This is a genomic window from Streptomyces sp. NBC_00005 (assembly GCF_045160215.1).
Classification (GTDB): domain Bacteria; phylum Actinomycetota; class Actinomycetes; order Streptomycetales; family Streptomycetaceae; genus Streptomyces.
Map to the genome: position 1 here is coordinate 3,635,412 of NZ_CP108316.1, position 17,621 is coordinate 3,653,032.

Here is a 17,621-nt window from a genome sequence, read left to right on the forward strand (position 1 = left end):
GAGATGCGGATTTGTCTCAGGCAGCCCGGTAGGCCGCGCTCAGCTTCTCCACCGCCGCTCCGTACCGCCCGGTGAGCGAGAGATGGTCCGCGTCGGCGAAGGGCTTCGCCACCGCCGCCGTGAGGTGCTCGCCCACCTTCTGCTGGACGATCAGCCGCGCCTTGGTGACGAGCGCACGGCCCGCCTCCTCGGCTCCCGCCCGCTCCGCCACCGCGGCCGCGATGCCGAGCGCCTTCAGCGTGGCCGCGCCGCCCGCCGGCGCCTTCGTCAGCGTCGTCAGGCCCCAGCCGTACGGGAACTGCGGGTCGTACGCGGCGTCGCCGACGTTGACCGGCAGCTGGGCCTCCGTCTTCGGCCAGGTGACGGGGAGCTGCCCGGTGAAGGGCCGCCTGCCGTAGAGCACGTCGGCCACGCCGTCGCCCTCCGTTCCCGGCAGCCAGGAGGCGACCAGGCCATCGATGGCGCCGAGCCGGTCGCCGATCAGCTGGGGGCGCCCGGAGACGATCAGCACCGCGCACTTCATGGCCGCGCACACCTTGTCGACGGCGGCCTTGTCGGCGGCGGACAGCTCCAGGTCGTTGCCGTTGCCGACGTCCCCGACGCCCTCGGCGTACGGCGTCTCGCCGACGACGACCACGCCGACGTCGTAGCCGCTCAGCGGGGCCGACGCGTCCTTGGAGTAGGTGACGTCGCCGCCCGCGTTCCTCATCCCCTGCAGGATGGTCGTGCCCGGGGTGATGTTCCCGGACGAGCCCTGCCAGGTGACGGTCCAGCCGCCGGACTGGTTGCCGATGTCGTCGGCGTTGGACCCGGCGACATAGACCTTCTGCGACATCTTCAGCGGCAGGACACCGCCGGCGTTCTTCAGCAGGACCTGCGACTCGGCGGCCGCCTGCCGGGCGACGGCCCGGTGCGCGGCGGAACCGATCTTCGCGGCGCCGCTCGTGTCGGCGTACGGCTTCTCGAAGAGCCCCAGCCGGAACTTCTGCGTGAGGATGCGGGACACGGCGTCGTCGATCCGCTTCTCACTGACGCGACCGGCCTCCACCTCGTCGACGAGCGTCGCGCCGAAGTCCTTGTAGGTGTACGGCACCATCATCATGTCGACGCCCGCGTCGACGGCCGTACGGACGTGGGAGCCGTAGTCGCCGGGGAGTTGGTCGATGGCGTTCCAGTCGCTGATCACGAAGCCGTCGAAGCCCATACGGCCCTTGAGCACGCCGTTGATCATGTCGGCGCGGGCGTGCATCTTCACCGGGCCCTGCCCGTCGCCGAGGATGTCGAGCGAGGAGTAGGACGGCATGACCGTGCCGATGCCACGGTCGACGGCTGTCTCGTACGGCGCCAGGTGGACGGCCTCCAGCTGCTGCCGGGTGACCTTGGTGACGCCCTGGTCGATCGTGTACGTGCCGGTGGTCGAGGAGCCGTACTCGGTGCCGCCGTCGCCGACGAAGTGCTTGGCGGTGGCGAGGACCTTGTCGTCGTCCTTCAAGTCCTTGCCGTTCGCGGCTCCTTGGAGGCCCTGGATCACCGTCTCCATGGACTCGACGAGCGCCGGGTCCTCGCCGAACGACTCGTAGGAGCGGCCCCAGCGTTCGTCCCGGGTGACGCAGAGGCAGGGTGCGAAGTCCCAGGGGACGCCGGTGGCCCGGACCTCGGAGGCGGTCACCGCGCCCGCCTTCTCGGCGAGTCGGGGATCGCGGGTCGCCCCGATGCCGATGTTGTGCGGCATGATCGTGGCGCCGACCAGGTTGTTGTGGCCGTGCACCGCGTCGACGCCGTAGATCAGCGGGATCTGGAACCGGGTTGCCTGCGCCCGGAGTTGGAAGCCGTCGATCATCTTCGCCCAGGCCGCCGGGGTGTTGGGCATGGGTGTCGAGCCGCCGCCGGAGAGCAGTGAGCCGAGGTCGTAGGTGGCGATGTCGCCCCCTTCGCCGATCGCACCACGCTCGGCCTGGGTCATCTGGCCGGCCTTCTCCTGAAGGGACATGCGGCCCACGAGGTCGGCGACGCGCTTCTTCACCGGCAACCTGCTGTCCAGATACGGCAGTCCGTGCGCGTCGACGACGACCAGCGGGGTCTCGGCGGGGGGCTTGGCGCCGGTGACGGTCAGCTTGAGGGGAACGGTCTCGGCGGGTTCGGCCGCCCTGTCCTTGAGGGTGGGGACCTTGATGGTCCGTGTCGCGCCCGAGGCCGTACCGGCGGGGAAGGTGAGGGTTCCGGCGACCGGGGTGTAGTCCTTGCCGGGTTCGGCGGTGCCGCCGGTCGTCTCGTACGCGACGGTCACCGGGTCGTCGATCGGGGCGGAGCCGGTGGTGGCGACGGTGACCTTCACCGCGGCCGTGCCGCCCTCCTCGACCGGGTGGACGGTGGTGTCAGTGGTGACGGAGGCGCGCAGGCACTGGTCGGCCTTGCCGTACAACTCCACGTCGTCCATGGCGAATTGGCCCTGCACTCCGACGGGGAGGGTGACGGCGTAGCCCCACATCCCGGTGAGGCCGAGGACGTGGTCGATGCCGCCGACGGGCTGGTAGTCCGTGCGGTACGCGAAGTCGGTGAAGGGGATCTCGACCTGTTTCCAACCGGTCCAGTCGTCGGTGAAGGAGGTCGTCCACAGTTCAGAGGCCTCGCCGTTCGCGCCGCCGTCCTTGATCTCGAAGGCGACCTTCCTGCCGTTGTCCCGGCCGTCCCACCACAAGCGGATGCCCTTGTGGGCGGACCAGTCGTGGGCGGGTTCGTTCGCGGCGAAGTCGTGGGTGAAGCCGCCGTATCCGCTGATGTCGTAGGTGCCGGTGAGCACCTTCTCGCCCTCGGGGGCATCGCTGCGCGGGGTCAGCTGGAGCGCGGGTGGGTCGTCGTTGTCGCTGCCCCAGGTGAAGATGCCCTCGGCGGGCTGGGAGGCGAAGGGGACCTCGCCCTCGAAGCGGTCGACGGGGACCGGGGCCGGGTCGTCGGCCGCCTGGGACACGGTCGGCGACAGCAGCGCGGCGAACAGGGTGGTGGAGACGAGCAGGGCGGTTCTTGGCATGGACCTTCCCTCGGCTCTCTGGTTCACTCTGGCTCACACAGTTCACTCATGACTTAGATCACGTCGTGAGTTAACTAGCGGCCCGCAGACCCGTCAAGACGTCTCGTCAGGAAGGGCGACGCACCATGAGGAGATCCCCCCACGCACTCCGGCTGCTGCTGGCCGGGCTGCTCTCCACGGTCGGTGTCACGGCAGCGGTACCCCCGGCTCACGCGGCCGGCGAGCAGGTCACCGCCTGGCTCACCACCACGGACGACGCCGGCGGCCGGCACGTGGTCCGCGGCCTGCAGCAGCAGGCGCCGTTCGCCTTCCAGTCCGGCACCGGGGGCGGCGGTGAGAACATCACCGTCGACGAGAACACCCGGTACCAGAGCTTCACCGGCGGCGGCGCGTCCTTCACGGACACCGCGGCCTGGCTGATGAACAGCAGCGGGGCGCTCTCGCAGACGACCCGGGACGCGACGATGCGGAAGCTGTTCTCGCCGACGGACGGGATCGGGCTGTCGTTCCTGCGCAACCCGATGGGCGCCTCGGACCTGGCGCGGTACGGGTACACGTACGACGACGTGCCGGCGGGGCAGACGGATCCCTCCCTGTCCCGGTTCTCGATCGCGCACGACCTCGCGGACGTCGTCCCGCTGACGAAGCAGGCGCTCCAGCTGAACCCGTCCCTGACCGTCATGGCCTCGCCGTGGACCGCGCCCGCCTGGATGAAGGACAGCGGGCAGCTCAACGGGGGCTGGCTGAAGGCGGAGGACTACGGGGCGTACGCCTCGTACTTCGTGAAGTACCTGCAGGCGTACCGGGATCAGGGCGTCGACGTCTCGTACGTGACGGCACAGAACGAGCCGACGTGCTGCTCGGGCTATCCGTCGATGAGCTGGAACGCGTCCGGCCTTGCCTACTTCACCAAGAACGAGCTGCTGCCGAAGCTGCAGGCGGCGGGCCTGTCCACCAAGGTCCTGGCGCACGACTGGAACTGGGACACCTACGACTCCTACGCCGCACAGACGGTGGACGACGCGGCGGTGCGCGACCACCCCAACTTCGGCGGGATCGCCTGGCACGGCTACGGCGGTGACGTCGGCAAGCAGACGTCCGTGCACAACCAGTACCCGCAGCTGGACGCGTTCGGCACCGAGCACTCGGGCGGGACGTGGATCGCGAACCAGCAGCGCGAGGACATGCTCAACATCGTCGACTACACCCGGAACTGGGCGAAGTCGGTGACCAAGTGGTCGCTGGCCGTGGACCAGAACATGGGCCCGCACAACGGGGGTTGCGGCACCTGCACCGGCCTGATCACCGTGCACGACGGGGACGGGGCGAGCGGGACCGTCGACTACACGGTGGAGTACTACACGATGGGCCACCTGACGAAGTTCGTACGGCCGGGAGCCCAGCGCATCGCGTCCACGGCCTCCACCACCGTGCCGAACGTGGCGTGGCGCAACCCGGACGGTTCGAAGGCGCTGATCGCGTACAACGACGGGACCGCCGCGAAGACGGTGACCATCAACTGGGGTTCGCAGCACGCCACTTACTCCCTGCCGGGGAAGACGTCGGCGACGTTCACGTGGTCGGGGACGCAGACGGACGGGGGCAACCGGTCGGGGTCCTTCGTCGGCCTGGCCGGCAAGTGCCTGGACGTGGCGGGCGGTTCGAGCGCGAACGGTACGGCGGTGCAGGTCTACGACTGCAACGGCTCCTCGTCCCAGCAGTGGACCGTACAGACGGACGGCACGGTACGGGCCCTCGGCAAGTGCCTTGACGTGACGTCGGGTTCGACCGCCGACGGGGCGAAGGTGCAGTTGTACGACTGCAATGGAACCGGTGCGCAACAGTGGTCGTACAACGCCTCGACCAGTGATGTCGTGAACTCGGCCACGAACAAGTGCCTCGACGTGACGGACAACTCGTCGGCGAACGGGGCGCGGGCGCAGATCTGGTCGTGCACGGGGGCTGCCAACCAGAAGTGGCGGTTGCAGTAGGGCGGGCCGGGTCCCGCCGGTGGGGGGGGCGGGGCATGCGGCGTGCGGGGGTGGCGGCGGTTGCCGTGGTGGGTGTCGTCGGTGGGGTGTTGACGCTCACCGGGTGTGGAGCCGTCGATCTGCCGCTCGCCGGCGTGCGGGTCGCCGCGGACGCGTCGGCCTGGGCGCTGATCCGGCCGTGCGGGGACGACGACTACCGGACGCCGTCGCTCGACGGGTGGGCCGGGGCCGCCGGGAACGGGGCGAGCACCACGGGCTGGGAGGTGAAGCAGGAGAAGCTGCGCGGGGACGCCGACTTCCCGCTGTTCTCACCGCCGGCCGACTGGAAGGCCCGGCACCGGGGCGCCCAGCGGCTGCTGCCGAAGCACCACTACTCGCTGACCTTCGGCCACTACGTCACCGGCGACTCCTACAACGGGATCGCCGACTTCTCCGCGGAGAACATCGCGAAGCTGAAGCCCGGCCAGGTCTGGGCCGACGGCCGGGCGATGAGCCGCGGCGCGTTCGAGAAGCGCGCCGCGGACTCCTGCTGAATCGACGCGGCTACTGCGCGGGCTCCACCCCGGCCCGCAGCAGCCCGTACGTGTAGGCGTCCTCCAGCGCCTGCCACGACGCCGCGATGACGTTCTCCGCGACACCCACCGTGGACCACTCGCCCGCACCGTCGGACGTGGAGATCAGGACGCGGGTCGTGGACTGCGTGCCGTGGACGCCCTCCAGGATGCGCACCTTGTAGTCGACGAGGTCGAGCTTGGCGAGCTGGGGGTAGATCTTCTCGAGCGCCACGCGCAGGGTGCGGTCGAGGGCGTTGACCGGGCCGTTGCCCTCCGCGGTGGCGACGATGCGCTCGCCCTTGGCGTAGAGCTTGACCGTGGCCTCGTTGGCGTGGATGCCGTCGGGGCGGTCCTCGACGATGGCACGCCAGGACTCGACCTCGAAGTACTTCAGCGGCCTGCCCTCGACCTCGCCGCGCAGCAGCAGTTCGAAGGAGGCGTCCGCCGCCTCGTAGGTGTAGCCCCTGAGTTCGCGCTCCTTGACCCGCTCGACGACCCGGCCGACCAGCTCGCGGTCGCCGCCCAGGTCGACGCCGAGCTCCTTGCCCTTGAGCTCGATGGAGGCGCGGCCCGCCATGTCGGAGACCAGCATCCGCATGGTGTTGCCGACCAGTTCGGGGTCGATGTGCTGGTACAGGTCCGGGTCGACCTTGATCGCCGAGGCGTGCAGGCCCGCCTTGTGGGCGAAGGCCGAGACACCGACGTACGGCTGGTGGGTGGAGGGCGTGAGGTTCACGACCTCGGCGATGGCGTGCGAGATACGGGTCATCTCGCGCAGCGCGCCCTCGGGCAGGACCTTCTTGCCGTACTTGAGCTCCAGGGCGGCGACGACCGGGAAGAGGTTCGCGTTGCCGACGCGCTCGCCGTAGCCGTTCGCCGTGCACTGGACGTGGGTGGCGCCCGCGTCGACGGCGGCGAGGGTGTTGGCGACCGCGCAGCCCGTGTCGTCCTGGGTGTGGATGCCGAGCCGGGCGCCCGTGTCGGCCAGGACCGTCGAGACGACGGCCTGGACCTGAGCGGGGAGCATGCCGCCGTTGGTGTCGCAGAGGATGACGACGGAGGCGCCCGCCTCGTAGGCGGCCCGTACGACGGCCTTCGCGTACTCCGGGTTGGCCCGGTAGCCGTCGAAGAAGTGCTCGCAGTCGACGAACACCCGGCGGCCCTGCGCGCGCAGGTGGGAGACGGTGTCGCGGACCATCTCCAGGTTCTCGTCCAGCGTGGTGCGCAGGGCGAGTTCGACGTGCCGGTCGTGGGACTTCGCGACCAGGGTGATCACTTGGGCGCCCGAGTCCAGGAGCGCCTTGACCTGCGGGTCCTCGGAGGCCTTCGCGCCGGCCCGGCGGGTCGCGCCGAAGGCGACGAGCTGGGCGTGCTTGAAGTCGATCTCCTGCTGGGCGCGGGCGAAGAACTCGGTGTCCCGCGGGTTGGCGCCGGGCCAGCCGCCCTCGATGAAGCCCACGCCGAAGTCGTCCAGGTGCCGTGCGATGGCCAGCTTGTCCGCGACGGTGAGGTTGATGCCCTCGCGCTGCGCACCGTCGCGCAGGGTCGTGTCGAAGACGTGGAACGAATCGTCGAGCTCGCTGGTTTCGGTCATGGTGTCAAGGCTCCTGTGTTGGATCTCGGTCGTTACCGGAATGACCGGCTCCACCGTCCCCCAATGGTCCCTCGCGCTTTGCTCCCGGCTGAAGGTGGGCCAGAAAAGCGAAAAACCCCTCGCGGGTGCGAGAGGTCTGCGCGCGGGTCGAGGACGACGGTGTCCGCCCGTACCTGGTCGTACGTGGCGGTCACTGCGGACCGGCGCGCCTGCTGCCAATAATCATGGCGAACGAGAGCACGGGGGCAGTCTGGCACAGACCGCCCGCGCGCTCACCGTCCGTCTCAGGATGCGAGCACTGTGCTGATCACCGCAGGTGCCGGACGAAGACGTCGGCGACCCCGTTGCCGTCGCCGGGGACGAGGTTGGTGGCCGTGGAGGAGAAGGCCGCCCGGCCGCCGGCGCTCAGGGACACGGCGTCGGCGGGGCCGTCGGACTGGCTGCCGTCGGCCGCGAGGCTGACGCGTTCGACGGCGCCGGTCTTCAGGTCCTTGAGGAAGATGTCGGCGACGCCGTTGGTGTCGCCCGGCACCAGGTTGTCGGCGCTGGAGACGAAGGCGAGGCGGCGGCCGTCGGCACTGAGGCTCACGCCGTCGCTGCGGCCGTCCGACTGGGTGCCGTCGGCCGCGATGCTCACCCGCTGCGTGGTCTTCTCCTTCCGGTCGAAGAGGAACACGTCCGTCGTCTTGTTGGTGTCGTCCGGCACCAGGTTGTTCACGTTGGACGAGAAGGCGACCCAGCGGCCGCCGGCGCTCATGGACGGGCCGAAGGAGCCCTCCTTGATGACGTGGCGGGTGGGGATGCTGACCTGCTCCGTGGTGCCCTCGGCCCGGTCGCGCACGTACACGTTCGTGCCGTGGGTCCACTCGTGCGCCGGGTCCAGCTGCGCGGCGGTGGTGAAGACGACGTAGCGGCCGTCGGCGCTGAGCGAGGCCTGGAAGGCGTCGCTGTCGCCGAGGGCGCCGTCGGTCGTGTACTGGACCAGCTCGTCCTTCCCTGTCCTGCGGTCGTGCACGATCACGTCGTCCCGGCCGTTGGTGTCGCCGGGTGCGGCGTCCGAGGCCGCGGTGCTGTAGGTGACGTAGCGGCCGTTCGCGCTGACGGCGGGCTCGTGGTTGAACTCGGCGCGGGGCGGCTCGGTCGCGTGGCCGGTGCTGATCCGTTCCGTCCGGTGCGTTCTGCGGTCGACGAGGTAGATGTCGTCCAGGCCGTTGTCGTCGCCCCGGACCAGCGCGGCCTTGGTGGCGAAGACCACGTACTGGCCGTCCGGGCTGATCGCGGGATCCTCGGCCGGGCCTTCGGCGACCCGCTGGGTACGGCCCGTGCGCAGGTCGCGGACGAAGACGTCGGCGGTGTCGTTCCGGTCGCCGCGGACCAGGTTGTCGGCGGCCGAGACGAAGGCCACGTAGCGGCCGTCGGCGCTGATCGCCGGGGTGGAGGAGGCGCCGTCGGCCTCGTGTCCGCCGGTGGCGACGCTCACCCGGGAGGTCCGGGACGGGGCGGAGTCGGCGTGGGCGGCCGGGAGGGCGGTACCTCCGAGCGCGGCCACGAGGCAGGCGGCTGCCAGGACGGTGCTGCGTCTTACGAGGCGCATGGAAATCCCCCCTGGATTCCTTGCAAGTGCCTTGGATGCAAGTGCCTTGGATGCGGGTCGAGTTCAGCCGATGCCGATGCCGGTACGGCCGAGGCCGAAAGGACACCCAGGCCTCGGCCTCGGACTCGGCTTCAGCGCATACGGCGGACGAAGCCGTCGTAGTGGCCATTGGTGTCGCCCGCGACGAGCTGGCTGGAGTAACTGCCCAGGCCGATCCGCCGGGCTCCCGCGCTCACCGTGTAGATCGCCACGGACTCGTCCGTGACGGGCTCGCCGGTGGCGGACTCGCTGACCAGGCGGGTGGAGCCGGTGCGCAGGTCGCGGAGGTAGACGTTGTCCGGCCCCGACTGTCCGTCCGCCGGCCGCGGCTCGGCGAGGTAGGCCACGTAGCGGCCGTCCGGGCTGAGCACGGGCTCGCTCACGCGGTCCTCGCCGGCGGGACCGGCCTTGACGCGCCGGGTGACGTCCGTGCGCAGGTCGCGGACGTAGGCGGTGGAGTCGCTGCTGGGGGTCTCACCCGGGACCAGTTCCTCCTCGCCCCAGTACTCGAAGGCGATCGTGCGGCCGTCCGCGGAGAGCGAGGCGGGCATCGCGTACCGCTGGGCCGGGGTGCCGTCCGGCTTGACGTTGACCTGTTCCTCGGTGCCGGTGCGGCGGTCGTGCACCCAGGTGCGCCCGTTGGAGCTGCGCGGCACCAGCTGTGTGTACGCCACATAGCGGCCGTCGTCGCTCAGCCCCTGCAGCAACGAAGGGTTGTCCGGACGGTCCCGGTTGCTGATCCGCTCCACGGTGCCGGTGCGCCGGTCGAGGAGGTACACGATCCCGAAGAGGTCACCGGGGTCCTTCTCCATTCGGTCGGCCTTGGCGTTGAAGGCGATGTAGCGGGCGTTCGGCGACATGGTGGCGGCGGCCGTGAAGGCGGAACCTCCGTCGAGGGCGACGCTGATCCGCTCCGTGCGGCCGGTGCGCCGGTCGTGCAGGTAGATGTCCTGGGCCGCCTCGTTGGTGGGCGGGTTGTCCCAGTGGACCAGGTTCCTGGCGTTGGAACTGAACAGCACGTACCGCCCGTCGGCACTGATGGCCTGCGCGTTCGACTCGCCGCCGACCGCCTGGGCGCCGTCCGGACCGACGCTGACCCGCTCGACGGTCCCCTTGCGCAGGTCGCGCACGAAGACGTCCGAGTTCCCGTTGGTGTCGCCCGGCACCAGATTGGACGCGTACGCCGAGAAGACCGCGAACCGGCCGTCCGCGCTGAACTGCGGTCCGTACGCGTTCTCGTTGCCCTGCTCCCCCGTCCCCGTCAGCGTGACCCGCTCGGTCTGCGGCCTGGGCGCCGGCGCGGCGGTCGCGGGCAGCGTGGCGGCGCCCCCGAGCGTGACGGCCAGAACGGTGACCGCCAGGGCGGCGCGGTACTTGCTCCTGAGCATGGTGTTCCCCCGTGGTTGGTCGTTTTCATTGCACTGGGCTGGTCGTTGCACCGTGCACCGTGCTGGTCAGTGCAAGGTGCTGGTCATTGCGCGGTCCGCGTCATTGCACTGTCCGCAGGAAGACGTCCGACACCCCGTTGGTGTCCCCCTCCACCAGATCGGGTGATGCCGACTCGAACGCGACGACGGTGCCGTCCGCGTTGACGGAGGGGTGCCCGGCGGGCAGGTCGTTGCGGCCGCCCCCGCGGTCGACGCTGATCAACTGCCGCTTTCCGGTGGCGAGTTCGAGCAGATACACGGAACCGCCCGAGGTGTACGCGAGGCGCGTGCAGGCGCCGAGCGCGAGCAGCGCCGCCGCCCCTGCCGAGCCCGTGAGCAGCACGCGACGTAAGAGGACACGTGCGGCGGCTCTGGACATGATTCCCCCTGTGTTCCCCATGGACGCTTCTCCCCCGGCCCCGCGCCGGGGACTCTCTTCGAGGCAAGCGCACCACAGGACACAGGGTCAATCGGCCGTATTGCGTACAACCCGGGCGACAGGTCACGCGTCCGCGAGGAGCCCCTCGTCCAGGAACTCCCGTACGTGGCCGAGAACTTGCGCCCGATCCGTCCCGCGCAGCCCGATCGCCACATGGATGGAGAAGCCGTCCAGCAGCGCCCGCAGCCGGGCCGCGAAACGGTCGGGGTCGACCCGGCGGAACTCGCCCCGCGAGACCCCTTCCGCGATCAGCGCCACCAGGTCGCGGTGCCAGACTCCCTCGATGGCGGCCTGCCGGTCGCGGGCGGCCTCATCGGCGTTCTGCGAGCGGTTCCAGACCTCCAGCCAGAGGGTCCAGTGGGGGTCGCGGTGGCCGTCGGGGACGTACAGGTCGACGTACGCTTCGAGCCGTTCGCGGGCCGTGCCGACACGGCCCAGCAGCCGTCCGCGCTCGACGCCCAGCCGGCCCTCGCTCCACTCCAGGGCCTGCAGCAGCAGCTCGTCCTTGGAGTGGAAGTAGTAGAGCAGGTGGCCACTGCTCATGCCGACCTCACGGCCGAGGGCCGCCATGGTGAGCTGCTCCAGGCCACGTTCGGCGATCATGCCCATGGCGGCGGCGAGGACCTCCTCGCGCGGCGGCGCGTTCTTGCGCGCCCGTGCCGCACCGGCCATCGGGACTCCTCCGGATCTTCCAGATCTTCTCTTCTGGATCTTCTCTTCTAGATCTTCGGCTGCTGCTGGGTGATGCAGTGGATGCCACCGCCACCGGAGAAGATCGTACGGGCGTCCACCAGCGTCACCGTCCGTTCGGGGAGCAGTCGGCGGAAGATGCCGGCGGCGATCTCGTCGCGCGGGTCGTCGAAGCCGCAGAGCACGACGCCGCCGTTGCACAGGTAGTGGTTGATGTAGGAGTAGTCGGCCCAGTGGCCGTCGGCCTCCAGGGCGGTGGGCGCCGGGACCTCGACGACCTCCAGGCTGCGGCCCCGCGCGTCCGTCTGCGCCCTGAGCAGTCCGATGACCTCCTTCGTCACCTCGTGGTCGGGGTGCGCCGGATCGGGCTGGGAGTGCGCCACCACGACACCCGGGCGGGCGAAGGCGGCGACGATGTCCACGTGGCCGAGCGTGCCGAAGCCGTACGGAGGGTAGTCGCCGGTGAGGCCGCGCGGCAGCCAGATCGCCTTGCGGGTGCCGAGCTGGGCGTGGATCTCCGCCTCGACCTGTTCCTTCGTCCAGCCCGGGTTGCGCTCGGGGCCGAGCTGGACCGTCTCCGTGAGCAGGACGGTGCCCTCGCCGTCGACGTGGATCGCACCGCCCTCGTTGACCAGCTTCGAGGTGTACGTCTTCGCGCCCACGACGTCCGAGACGTACGCGGCGATCTTCGCGTCGTGCTCCCAGCGGGCCCAGCTCTGGGCGCCCCAGCCGTTGAACGTCCAGTCCACGGCGGCCAGTTCACGCCCGTTCGTGAGGAACGTGGGCCCGATGTCCCGCATCCAGGCGTCGTCGAGGTCGCGCTCGACGGTGTCGACGCCCGGCCCGAGCAACGCCCGCGCGTCCGCCGACTGCCCCGGGCCGCACACTACGGTCACCGGCTCGAACCGGAGGACCGCGCGGGCGACCGACGCCCAGGCGATACGGGACCCCGCGAGGTCGTCCGGGTTCTCGAAGGTCGGGTTCGGTCCCGGCCACGCCATCCAGGTGCGCTCGTGCGGGGTCCATTCGGCGGGCATGCGGAAACCGTCGGCTGCGGCCTTGCTCATCTGGGGGTCCTTGTCCGTGAACATCACAGGAAGTACAGGCGGTTGAGGGAGACGGACTCGGCCGGCTCCGAGCGGATCGGCTCTCCGTCGAGGGTGACCAGACCCGTGCCCTGGTCGACGTCCACCGCTCCGGTGCGGGAGTTGAGCCGTAGGTCGGCGGGGCCGATGCCGCGGGTGCCGCGGACGGCGACCCGTCGGCGGCGGGTGGGGATCGCGTCGTTGTCCTGGTCCAGCGCGGCCTGTGCGACGAAAGCCACCGAGAGGTCCGCGGGCGTGGCCCCGTACGCGCCGAACTGCGGCCCGAGAACCAGGGGTTCGCAGGTGTCCGTCGCCGCGTTCGGGTCGCCGACCACGCCGTACGCCGGGAAGCCGGACTTGAGGACGAGCTGCGGCTTGGCGCCGAAGTACTCGGGCCGCCACAGCACGATGTCCGCCAGCTTGCCGACCTCGATGGACCCCACCTCGTGCGAAAGTCCGTGCGCGATGGCCGGGTTGACGGTCAGCTTGGCGATATAGCGCAGGACGCGCTCGTTGTCGTGCTCGTCCGGGGCGCCGAACTCGGCCTTCATCTTCCCGGCCATGGCGAAGGTGCGGCGGACCGTCTCGCCGGCCCGTCCCATGCCCTGCGCATCCGACGAGGTGATGCCGATCGCGCCCAGGTCGTGCAGCACGTCCTCGGCACCCATGGTCCCGGCGCGGATGCGGTCGCGCGCCATGGCGGCGTCGCCGGGCAGGTCGGTCTTGAGGTCGTGGACGGAGACGATCATGCCGTAGTGCTCGGCGACGGCGTCCCGGCCGAAGGGCAGGGTGGGGTTGGTGGAGGAGCCGATGACGTTCGCGACTCCCGCCATCTTCAGCACATTCGGCACATGTCCGCCGCCGCAGCCCTCGATGTGGAAGGCGTGGATGGTACGGCCCTCGAGCACCCGCAGGGTGTCCTCGACCGACAGGCATTCGTTCAACCCATCGCTGTGCAGGGCGACTTGGACGTCGTACTCCTCGGCGACGCGCAGCGCGGTGTCCAACGCCCGCGTGTGGGCGCCCATGTCCTCGTGCACCTTGAAGCCGCAGGCGCCGCCCTCGGCGAGGGCTTCGACCAGCGGAGCCCGGTGCGAGGACGAACCGCGCCCCAGGAAGCCGATGTTGACCGGCCAGGCGTCGAAGGCGTTGAACGCGTGCCGCAGCGCCCACGGCGAGTTGACGCCGACGCCCCACACGGGCCCGAACTCCTGGCCGATGATCGTGGTCACGCCGGACGCCAGCGAGGCCTCCATGATCCGCGGCGACAGCAGATGGACGTGCGGGTCGACGGCGCCGGCGGTCGCGAGAAGCCCCTCGCCGGAGACGATCGACGTACCCGTGCCGACGACGACGTCGACCCCGTCGAGGGTGTCCGGGTTCCCGGCGCGCCCGATCCCGCAGATCCGGCCTTCCCGGATCCCGATCGACACCTTGCGGATCCCCTGCACGGCGTCGATCACGACGACGTTGCTGATGACGACGTCACAGGTCTCCCGGACGGCCGCCGCCTTGAGGTGCAGTCCGTCGCGGGCGGTCTTGCCGAAGCCGGCCAGGAACTCGTCGCCGTAGAGCTGGGAGTCGGACTCGACGCGGATCGTCAGCCCGGAGTCGCCGAGGCGGATGCGGTCGCCCGCGCGGGGCCCGTGGGTGGCGGCGTAGGCGTAGGGGTCGATGCTCATCGGTCCGCTCCCAGATATCCGCAGGCGGCGGCCCTGCGCAGGGCCTCTTCCTTCACCCCGGGCGCGTCCAGCGCCCCGTCGACGAGCCCAGCGAACCCGATCGCGATCCGCTCGCCCCCGATCGGCAGGAGCCCGACCTCGACGCTCTCCCCCGGCCCGAAGCGGACCGACGACCCGGCGGGCACGGCGAGCCGCATCCCGTAGGCCTCCTCCCGTACGAAGTCGAGGCGCGGGTTGGCCTCGAAGAAGTGGAAGTGGGAGGTGACGGAGACGGGGACGGTGGCGGTGTTGGTGACCGTCAGCCGCACGACGGCCTCGGGCTCGGCGTGCGCCGGGCCCGGCAGGAGCGCTCCTGGGGCCCGGTCCCCCAGTCCGCCGCCGATCGGATCGCTCACGACCGCGAGCCGCGAACCGTCGTCGAAGACGGCCTCGACATGCACCTCGGTGACGACGTCCGCGACGCCGGGCAGGACGTCGGCCGGACCGAGGACGGACCGTGCGCGCTCGATGGCCTCGGCGAGGCGGGCGCCGTCCCGGGCGGCCTCGCACACGGTGTCCGCGATGAGCGCGGTCGCCTCCGGCACGTTGAGCATGAGGCCACGGGCCCTTCTGGCCCGAGCCAGCTCGGCGGCCCCGAAGAGCAGCAGCCGGTCGCGTTCCGTGGGGGTCAGTCTCATCCCACCCTCCTTATTTAGAGCAACACTCTAAACGGTAAATCCCCGATCTGGAACGCTTGACGGACGACCAATACCAGGTTCACATTGAGCGTCACTCTAAGAAAGGGAGACCAGCCATGCCGATAGAACAGCGCGGAGTCGACACCATCCCCGACGAGGAGCGCACCAGCGGACCGCGCGACCTCGTCTCGATCCTGCTCGGCTCCAACCTCTGCTTCGGCGTGATCGTCTTCGGCTGGCTGCCGCCGTCCTTCGGGCTCGGCTGGTGGGCCTCGCTCGGCTCGATCGTGATCGGCACGGTGGTGGGCACGGCGCTGACCGCCCCGCTGGCCCTGATCTCCCTGCGCACCGCGACCAACCTCTCGACCTCCTCCGGCGCCCAGTTCGGCGTGCGCGGCCGGCTGGTCGGCTCGGTCGTCGGCCTGCTGCTGGCCCTCGGCTACACCGCGCTGACCGTGTGGATCGGCGGTGACGTGATGGTGAGCGTGCTCGGCCGGCTGTTCGGACTACCGGCCGACGGGATGTCGTACGGCGTCGTCTACGCATTGCTCGCCGCGGCGACGGTCGCGGGCGCGGTCTACGGCTACCGCGTCCTGCTGGCCATGTCCCGCGTCCTCGCGATCGGCATGACGGCCCTGCTGGTGCTCGGCGTGATCGCGTACGCCCCGCACTTCACCACGAACGCACTGCCGGAGACGGGTGGTTACCTGCTGGGCGGCTTCTGGCCGACGTGGTTCCTGGCGACGGTGGCCGCCGGCCTCTCCGGCCCCATCGCCTTCATCACGCTCCTCGGCGACTACACGCGCTACATCTCCCCGGCCCGCCACGCCTCACGCCGGGTCCTGCACGCGACCTGGCTCGGCCTGACGGCGGGCCTGCTGGTCCCCCAGCTCTTCGGCACCTTCACGGCGTACGCGGCCCGGGCGGCCCTCGACTACGCCGGACCGCTGGTCTCCGCCTCCCCCGCCTGGTACCTGATCCCCCTGCTCCTGGCGGCGTCCGCGGGCTCGGTCGGCAACGCGGGCCTGATGCTCTACTCCATGGGCCTCGACCTGGACGCGATCCTGCCGCGCGCGTCCCGGGCCGCGGCCACCTGCACGGTCGCCGTGGTCGCCACGGCCAGCGTCTTCGTCGGCCACTACTACTCGAGCGCACAGGACGCCATGACGTCCTTCGTACTGCTGCTCACCGCGATCGGCACCCCATGGGCCGTGATCACCCTGATCGGCTTCGCACGCTGCAAGGGCGTCTACGACGCCGACGCCCTCCAGGTCTTCAACCGCCGCTCCCGGGGCGGCGTCTACTGGTACCGCGCGGGCTGGAACCTCCCGGCGACGGTGTCCTGGGCGGCGGGCGCGGGCGTCGGCCTGCTGGCGGTGTCACTGCCGTCGTACGAAGGGCCGTTGCTGTCGCTGACCGGCGGGGTGGACTGCAGCTTTGTGCTGTCGGGGCTGGCGGGCGCTCTGGTGTACCTGCTGCTCACGGCCGTCGCACCGGCCTCGGAACCCGCGAGGGCCGCCACGGACACAGAGTCCGCAGCGGCCCTGACGACCACGTCCGATGCCTAGGATCAGCCCGGCGTCGCGCCGGCTGCACGGCGCCGTTGCCTGCAGCCGACCTGATCCAAACGACAGGGCCTAGCCCAGCTGATGCATCCAGCCGTGCTTGTCCTCCGCCGTGCCGCGCTGGATGTCCAGCAGGGCCTCGCGGAGCCGGAGAGTGACCTCGCCCGGCTCGCCGCCCGCCTGCTGCCACTCGGCGCTCGCGCGCTTGACCGTGCCGACGGGGGTGATGACGGCCGCGGTGCCGCAGGCGAAGACCTCGGTGAGGGTGCCGTTCTCGGCGTCCCGCTGCCACTGGTCGATGGAGATGCGGCCCTCCTCGGTCTCGTAGCCCAGGTCGCGGGCGACGGTCAGCAGGGAGTCGCGGGTGACGCCCTCGAGGATGGAGCCGGTCAGGGAGGGCGTGACGATCTTGTCGGCGTACACGAAGTACAGGTTCATGCCGCCGAGTTCCTCGACCCACTTGTGCTCGACCGCGTCGAGGTAGCAGACCTGGTCGCAGCCCTTGGCGGCGGCCTCGGCCTGGGCGAGGAGGGAGGCGGCGTAGTTGCCGCCCGTCTTGGCGTCGCCCATGCCGCCGGGGACGGCGCGGACGCGGTCCTCGGAGAGCCAGATGGAGACCGGCTTGACGCCGCCGGGGAAGTAGGCGCCGGCGGGGGACGCGATGACCAGGAAGAGGTACTCGTTGGCCGGCTTCACACCGAGGCCGACCTCGGTCGCGATCATGAACGGGCGGAGGTAGAGGGACTCCTCGCCGCCGTGCGACGGCACCCATGTCCTGTCCTGCTGGACCAGGGCGTCGCAGGCCCCGATGAACGTCTCGACCGGCAGCTCGGGCATGCCGAGGCGGTGCGCGGAGCGCTGGAAGCGGCGGGCGTTCATCTCGGGGCGGAAGGTGGCGACGGAGCCGTCGGGACCGCGGTAGGCCTTGAGGCCCTCGAAGATCTCCTGCGCGTAGTGCAGGGTCATGTTCGCCGGGTCGAGGGAGAGCGGACCGTACGGAACGAGCTGGCCGTCGTGCCAGCCGCGGCCCTCGGTCCACTTGATCGTCACCATGTGGTCGGTGAAGTGGCGGCCGAACCCGGGGTTCGCCAGGATCGCCTCGCGCTCCGCGTCGGAGAGTGGCGAGGCCGAGGGCTTGAGCTCGATCGTGGGCGTCGTCATGAGTGGTTGTCCTTCACCGGTTGTGTGTGACGGGCCGCGCTCACGCCTCGCTACTGTCAGTGGCCAGTGCTAGGACGTCCGAGCATTCCCTCATT

General features: G+C 70.5%; 13 protein-coding genes. 3 read left to right on the forward strand and 10 right to left on the reverse strand.

Annotated elements, in window-relative coordinates:
- Positions 1–16 precede the first annotated feature (16 nt).
- Positions 17–3,028, reverse strand: coding sequence for a glycoside hydrolase family 3 protein (locus OG303_RS16630; protein ID WP_405869162.1), 3,012 nt, complete (start codon positions 3,026–3,028; stop codon positions 17–19).
- 125 nt (positions 3,029–3,153) lie between these two features.
- Between OG303_RS16630 and OG303_RS16635 the strand changes: the two genes are divergently transcribed.
- Positions 3,154–5,019 carry a lectin gene (locus OG303_RS16635; RefSeq protein WP_405869163.1) on the forward strand — a complete coding sequence of 622 codons (1,866 nt, stop codon included), beginning with the start codon at positions 3,154–3,156 and terminating at the stop codon, positions 5,017–5,019.
- Between the two features lie 35 nt (positions 5,020–5,054).
- Positions 5,055–5,552 (forward strand): hypothetical protein, encoded by a 498-nt coding sequence (locus OG303_RS16640; protein ID WP_405869164.1) that lies wholly within the window; start codon positions 5,055–5,057, stop codon positions 5,550–5,552.
- A gap of 10 nt (positions 5,553–5,562) precedes the next feature.
- On the opposite strand, the gene cimA is transcribed toward OG303_RS16640, so the two are convergent.
- From cimA to ureA, 8 genes are all read right to left on the reverse strand, one after another.
- Positions 5,563–7,167 carry a citramalate synthase gene (gene cimA / locus OG303_RS16645; RefSeq protein WP_405869165.1) on the reverse strand — a complete coding sequence of 535 codons (1,605 nt, stop codon included), beginning with the start codon at positions 7,165–7,167 and terminating at the stop codon, positions 5,563–5,565.
- 307 nt (positions 7,168–7,474) lie between these two features.
- A complete protein-coding gene (locus tag OG303_RS16650) occupies positions 7,475–8,761 on the reverse strand; it encodes a TolB family protein (RefSeq protein ID WP_405869166.1) in 1,287 nt (428 codons plus the stop codon).
- Positions 8,762–8,892: 131 nt separating this feature from the next.
- A complete protein-coding gene (locus OG303_RS16655; protein ID WP_405869167.1) occupies positions 8,893–10,188 on the reverse strand; it encodes a hypothetical protein in 1,296 nt (431 codons plus the stop codon).
- Between the two features lie 100 nt (positions 10,189–10,288).
- On the reverse strand, positions 10,289–10,606 hold the full coding sequence (locus OG303_RS16660) for a hypothetical protein (RefSeq protein ID WP_405869168.1): 318 nt from the start codon (positions 10,604–10,606) through the stop codon (positions 10,289–10,291).
- Between the two features lie 123 nt (positions 10,607–10,729).
- Complete coding sequence (locus tag OG303_RS16665) at positions 10,730–11,338, reverse strand: TetR/AcrR family transcriptional regulator (RefSeq protein WP_405869169.1); 609 nt, start codon at positions 11,336–11,338, stop codon at positions 10,730–10,732.
- Between the two features lie 47 nt (positions 11,339–11,385).
- A complete protein-coding gene (locus OG303_RS16670) occupies positions 11,386–12,423 on the reverse strand; it encodes an agmatine/peptidylarginine deiminase (protein ID WP_405869170.1) in 1,038 nt (345 codons plus the stop codon).
- 23 nt (positions 12,424–12,446) lie between these two features.
- Positions 12,447–14,123, reverse strand: a complete 1,677-nt coding sequence (locus OG303_RS16675; RefSeq protein WP_405869171.1) for an urease subunit alpha — start codon at positions 14,121–14,123, stop codon at positions 12,447–12,449.
- The gene (ureA, locus tag OG303_RS16680) at positions 14,120–14,800 is read right to left on the reverse strand and encodes an urease subunit gamma (protein ID WP_405869172.1); all 681 of its coding nucleotides are present in this window, start codon (positions 14,798–14,800) and stop codon (positions 14,120–14,122) included. Before ureA ends, OG303_RS16675 begins: the two co-directional genes overlap by 4 nt.
- 116 nt (positions 14,801–14,916) lie before the next feature.
- On the opposite strand from ureA, the gene OG303_RS16685 reads away from it, so the two are divergent.
- Positions 14,917–16,368, forward strand: a complete 1,452-nt coding sequence (locus OG303_RS16685; protein WP_405869173.1) for a cytosine permease — start codon at positions 14,917–14,919, stop codon at positions 16,366–16,368.
- A 69-nt stretch (positions 16,369–16,437) separates the two neighbouring features.
- On the opposite strand, the gene OG303_RS16690 is transcribed toward OG303_RS16685, so the two are convergent.
- Positions 16,438–17,526, reverse strand: coding sequence for a branched-chain amino acid aminotransferase (locus OG303_RS16690; RefSeq protein ID WP_405869174.1), 1,089 nt, complete (start codon positions 17,524–17,526; stop codon positions 16,438–16,440).
- Positions 17,527–17,621 lie beyond the last annotated feature (95 nt).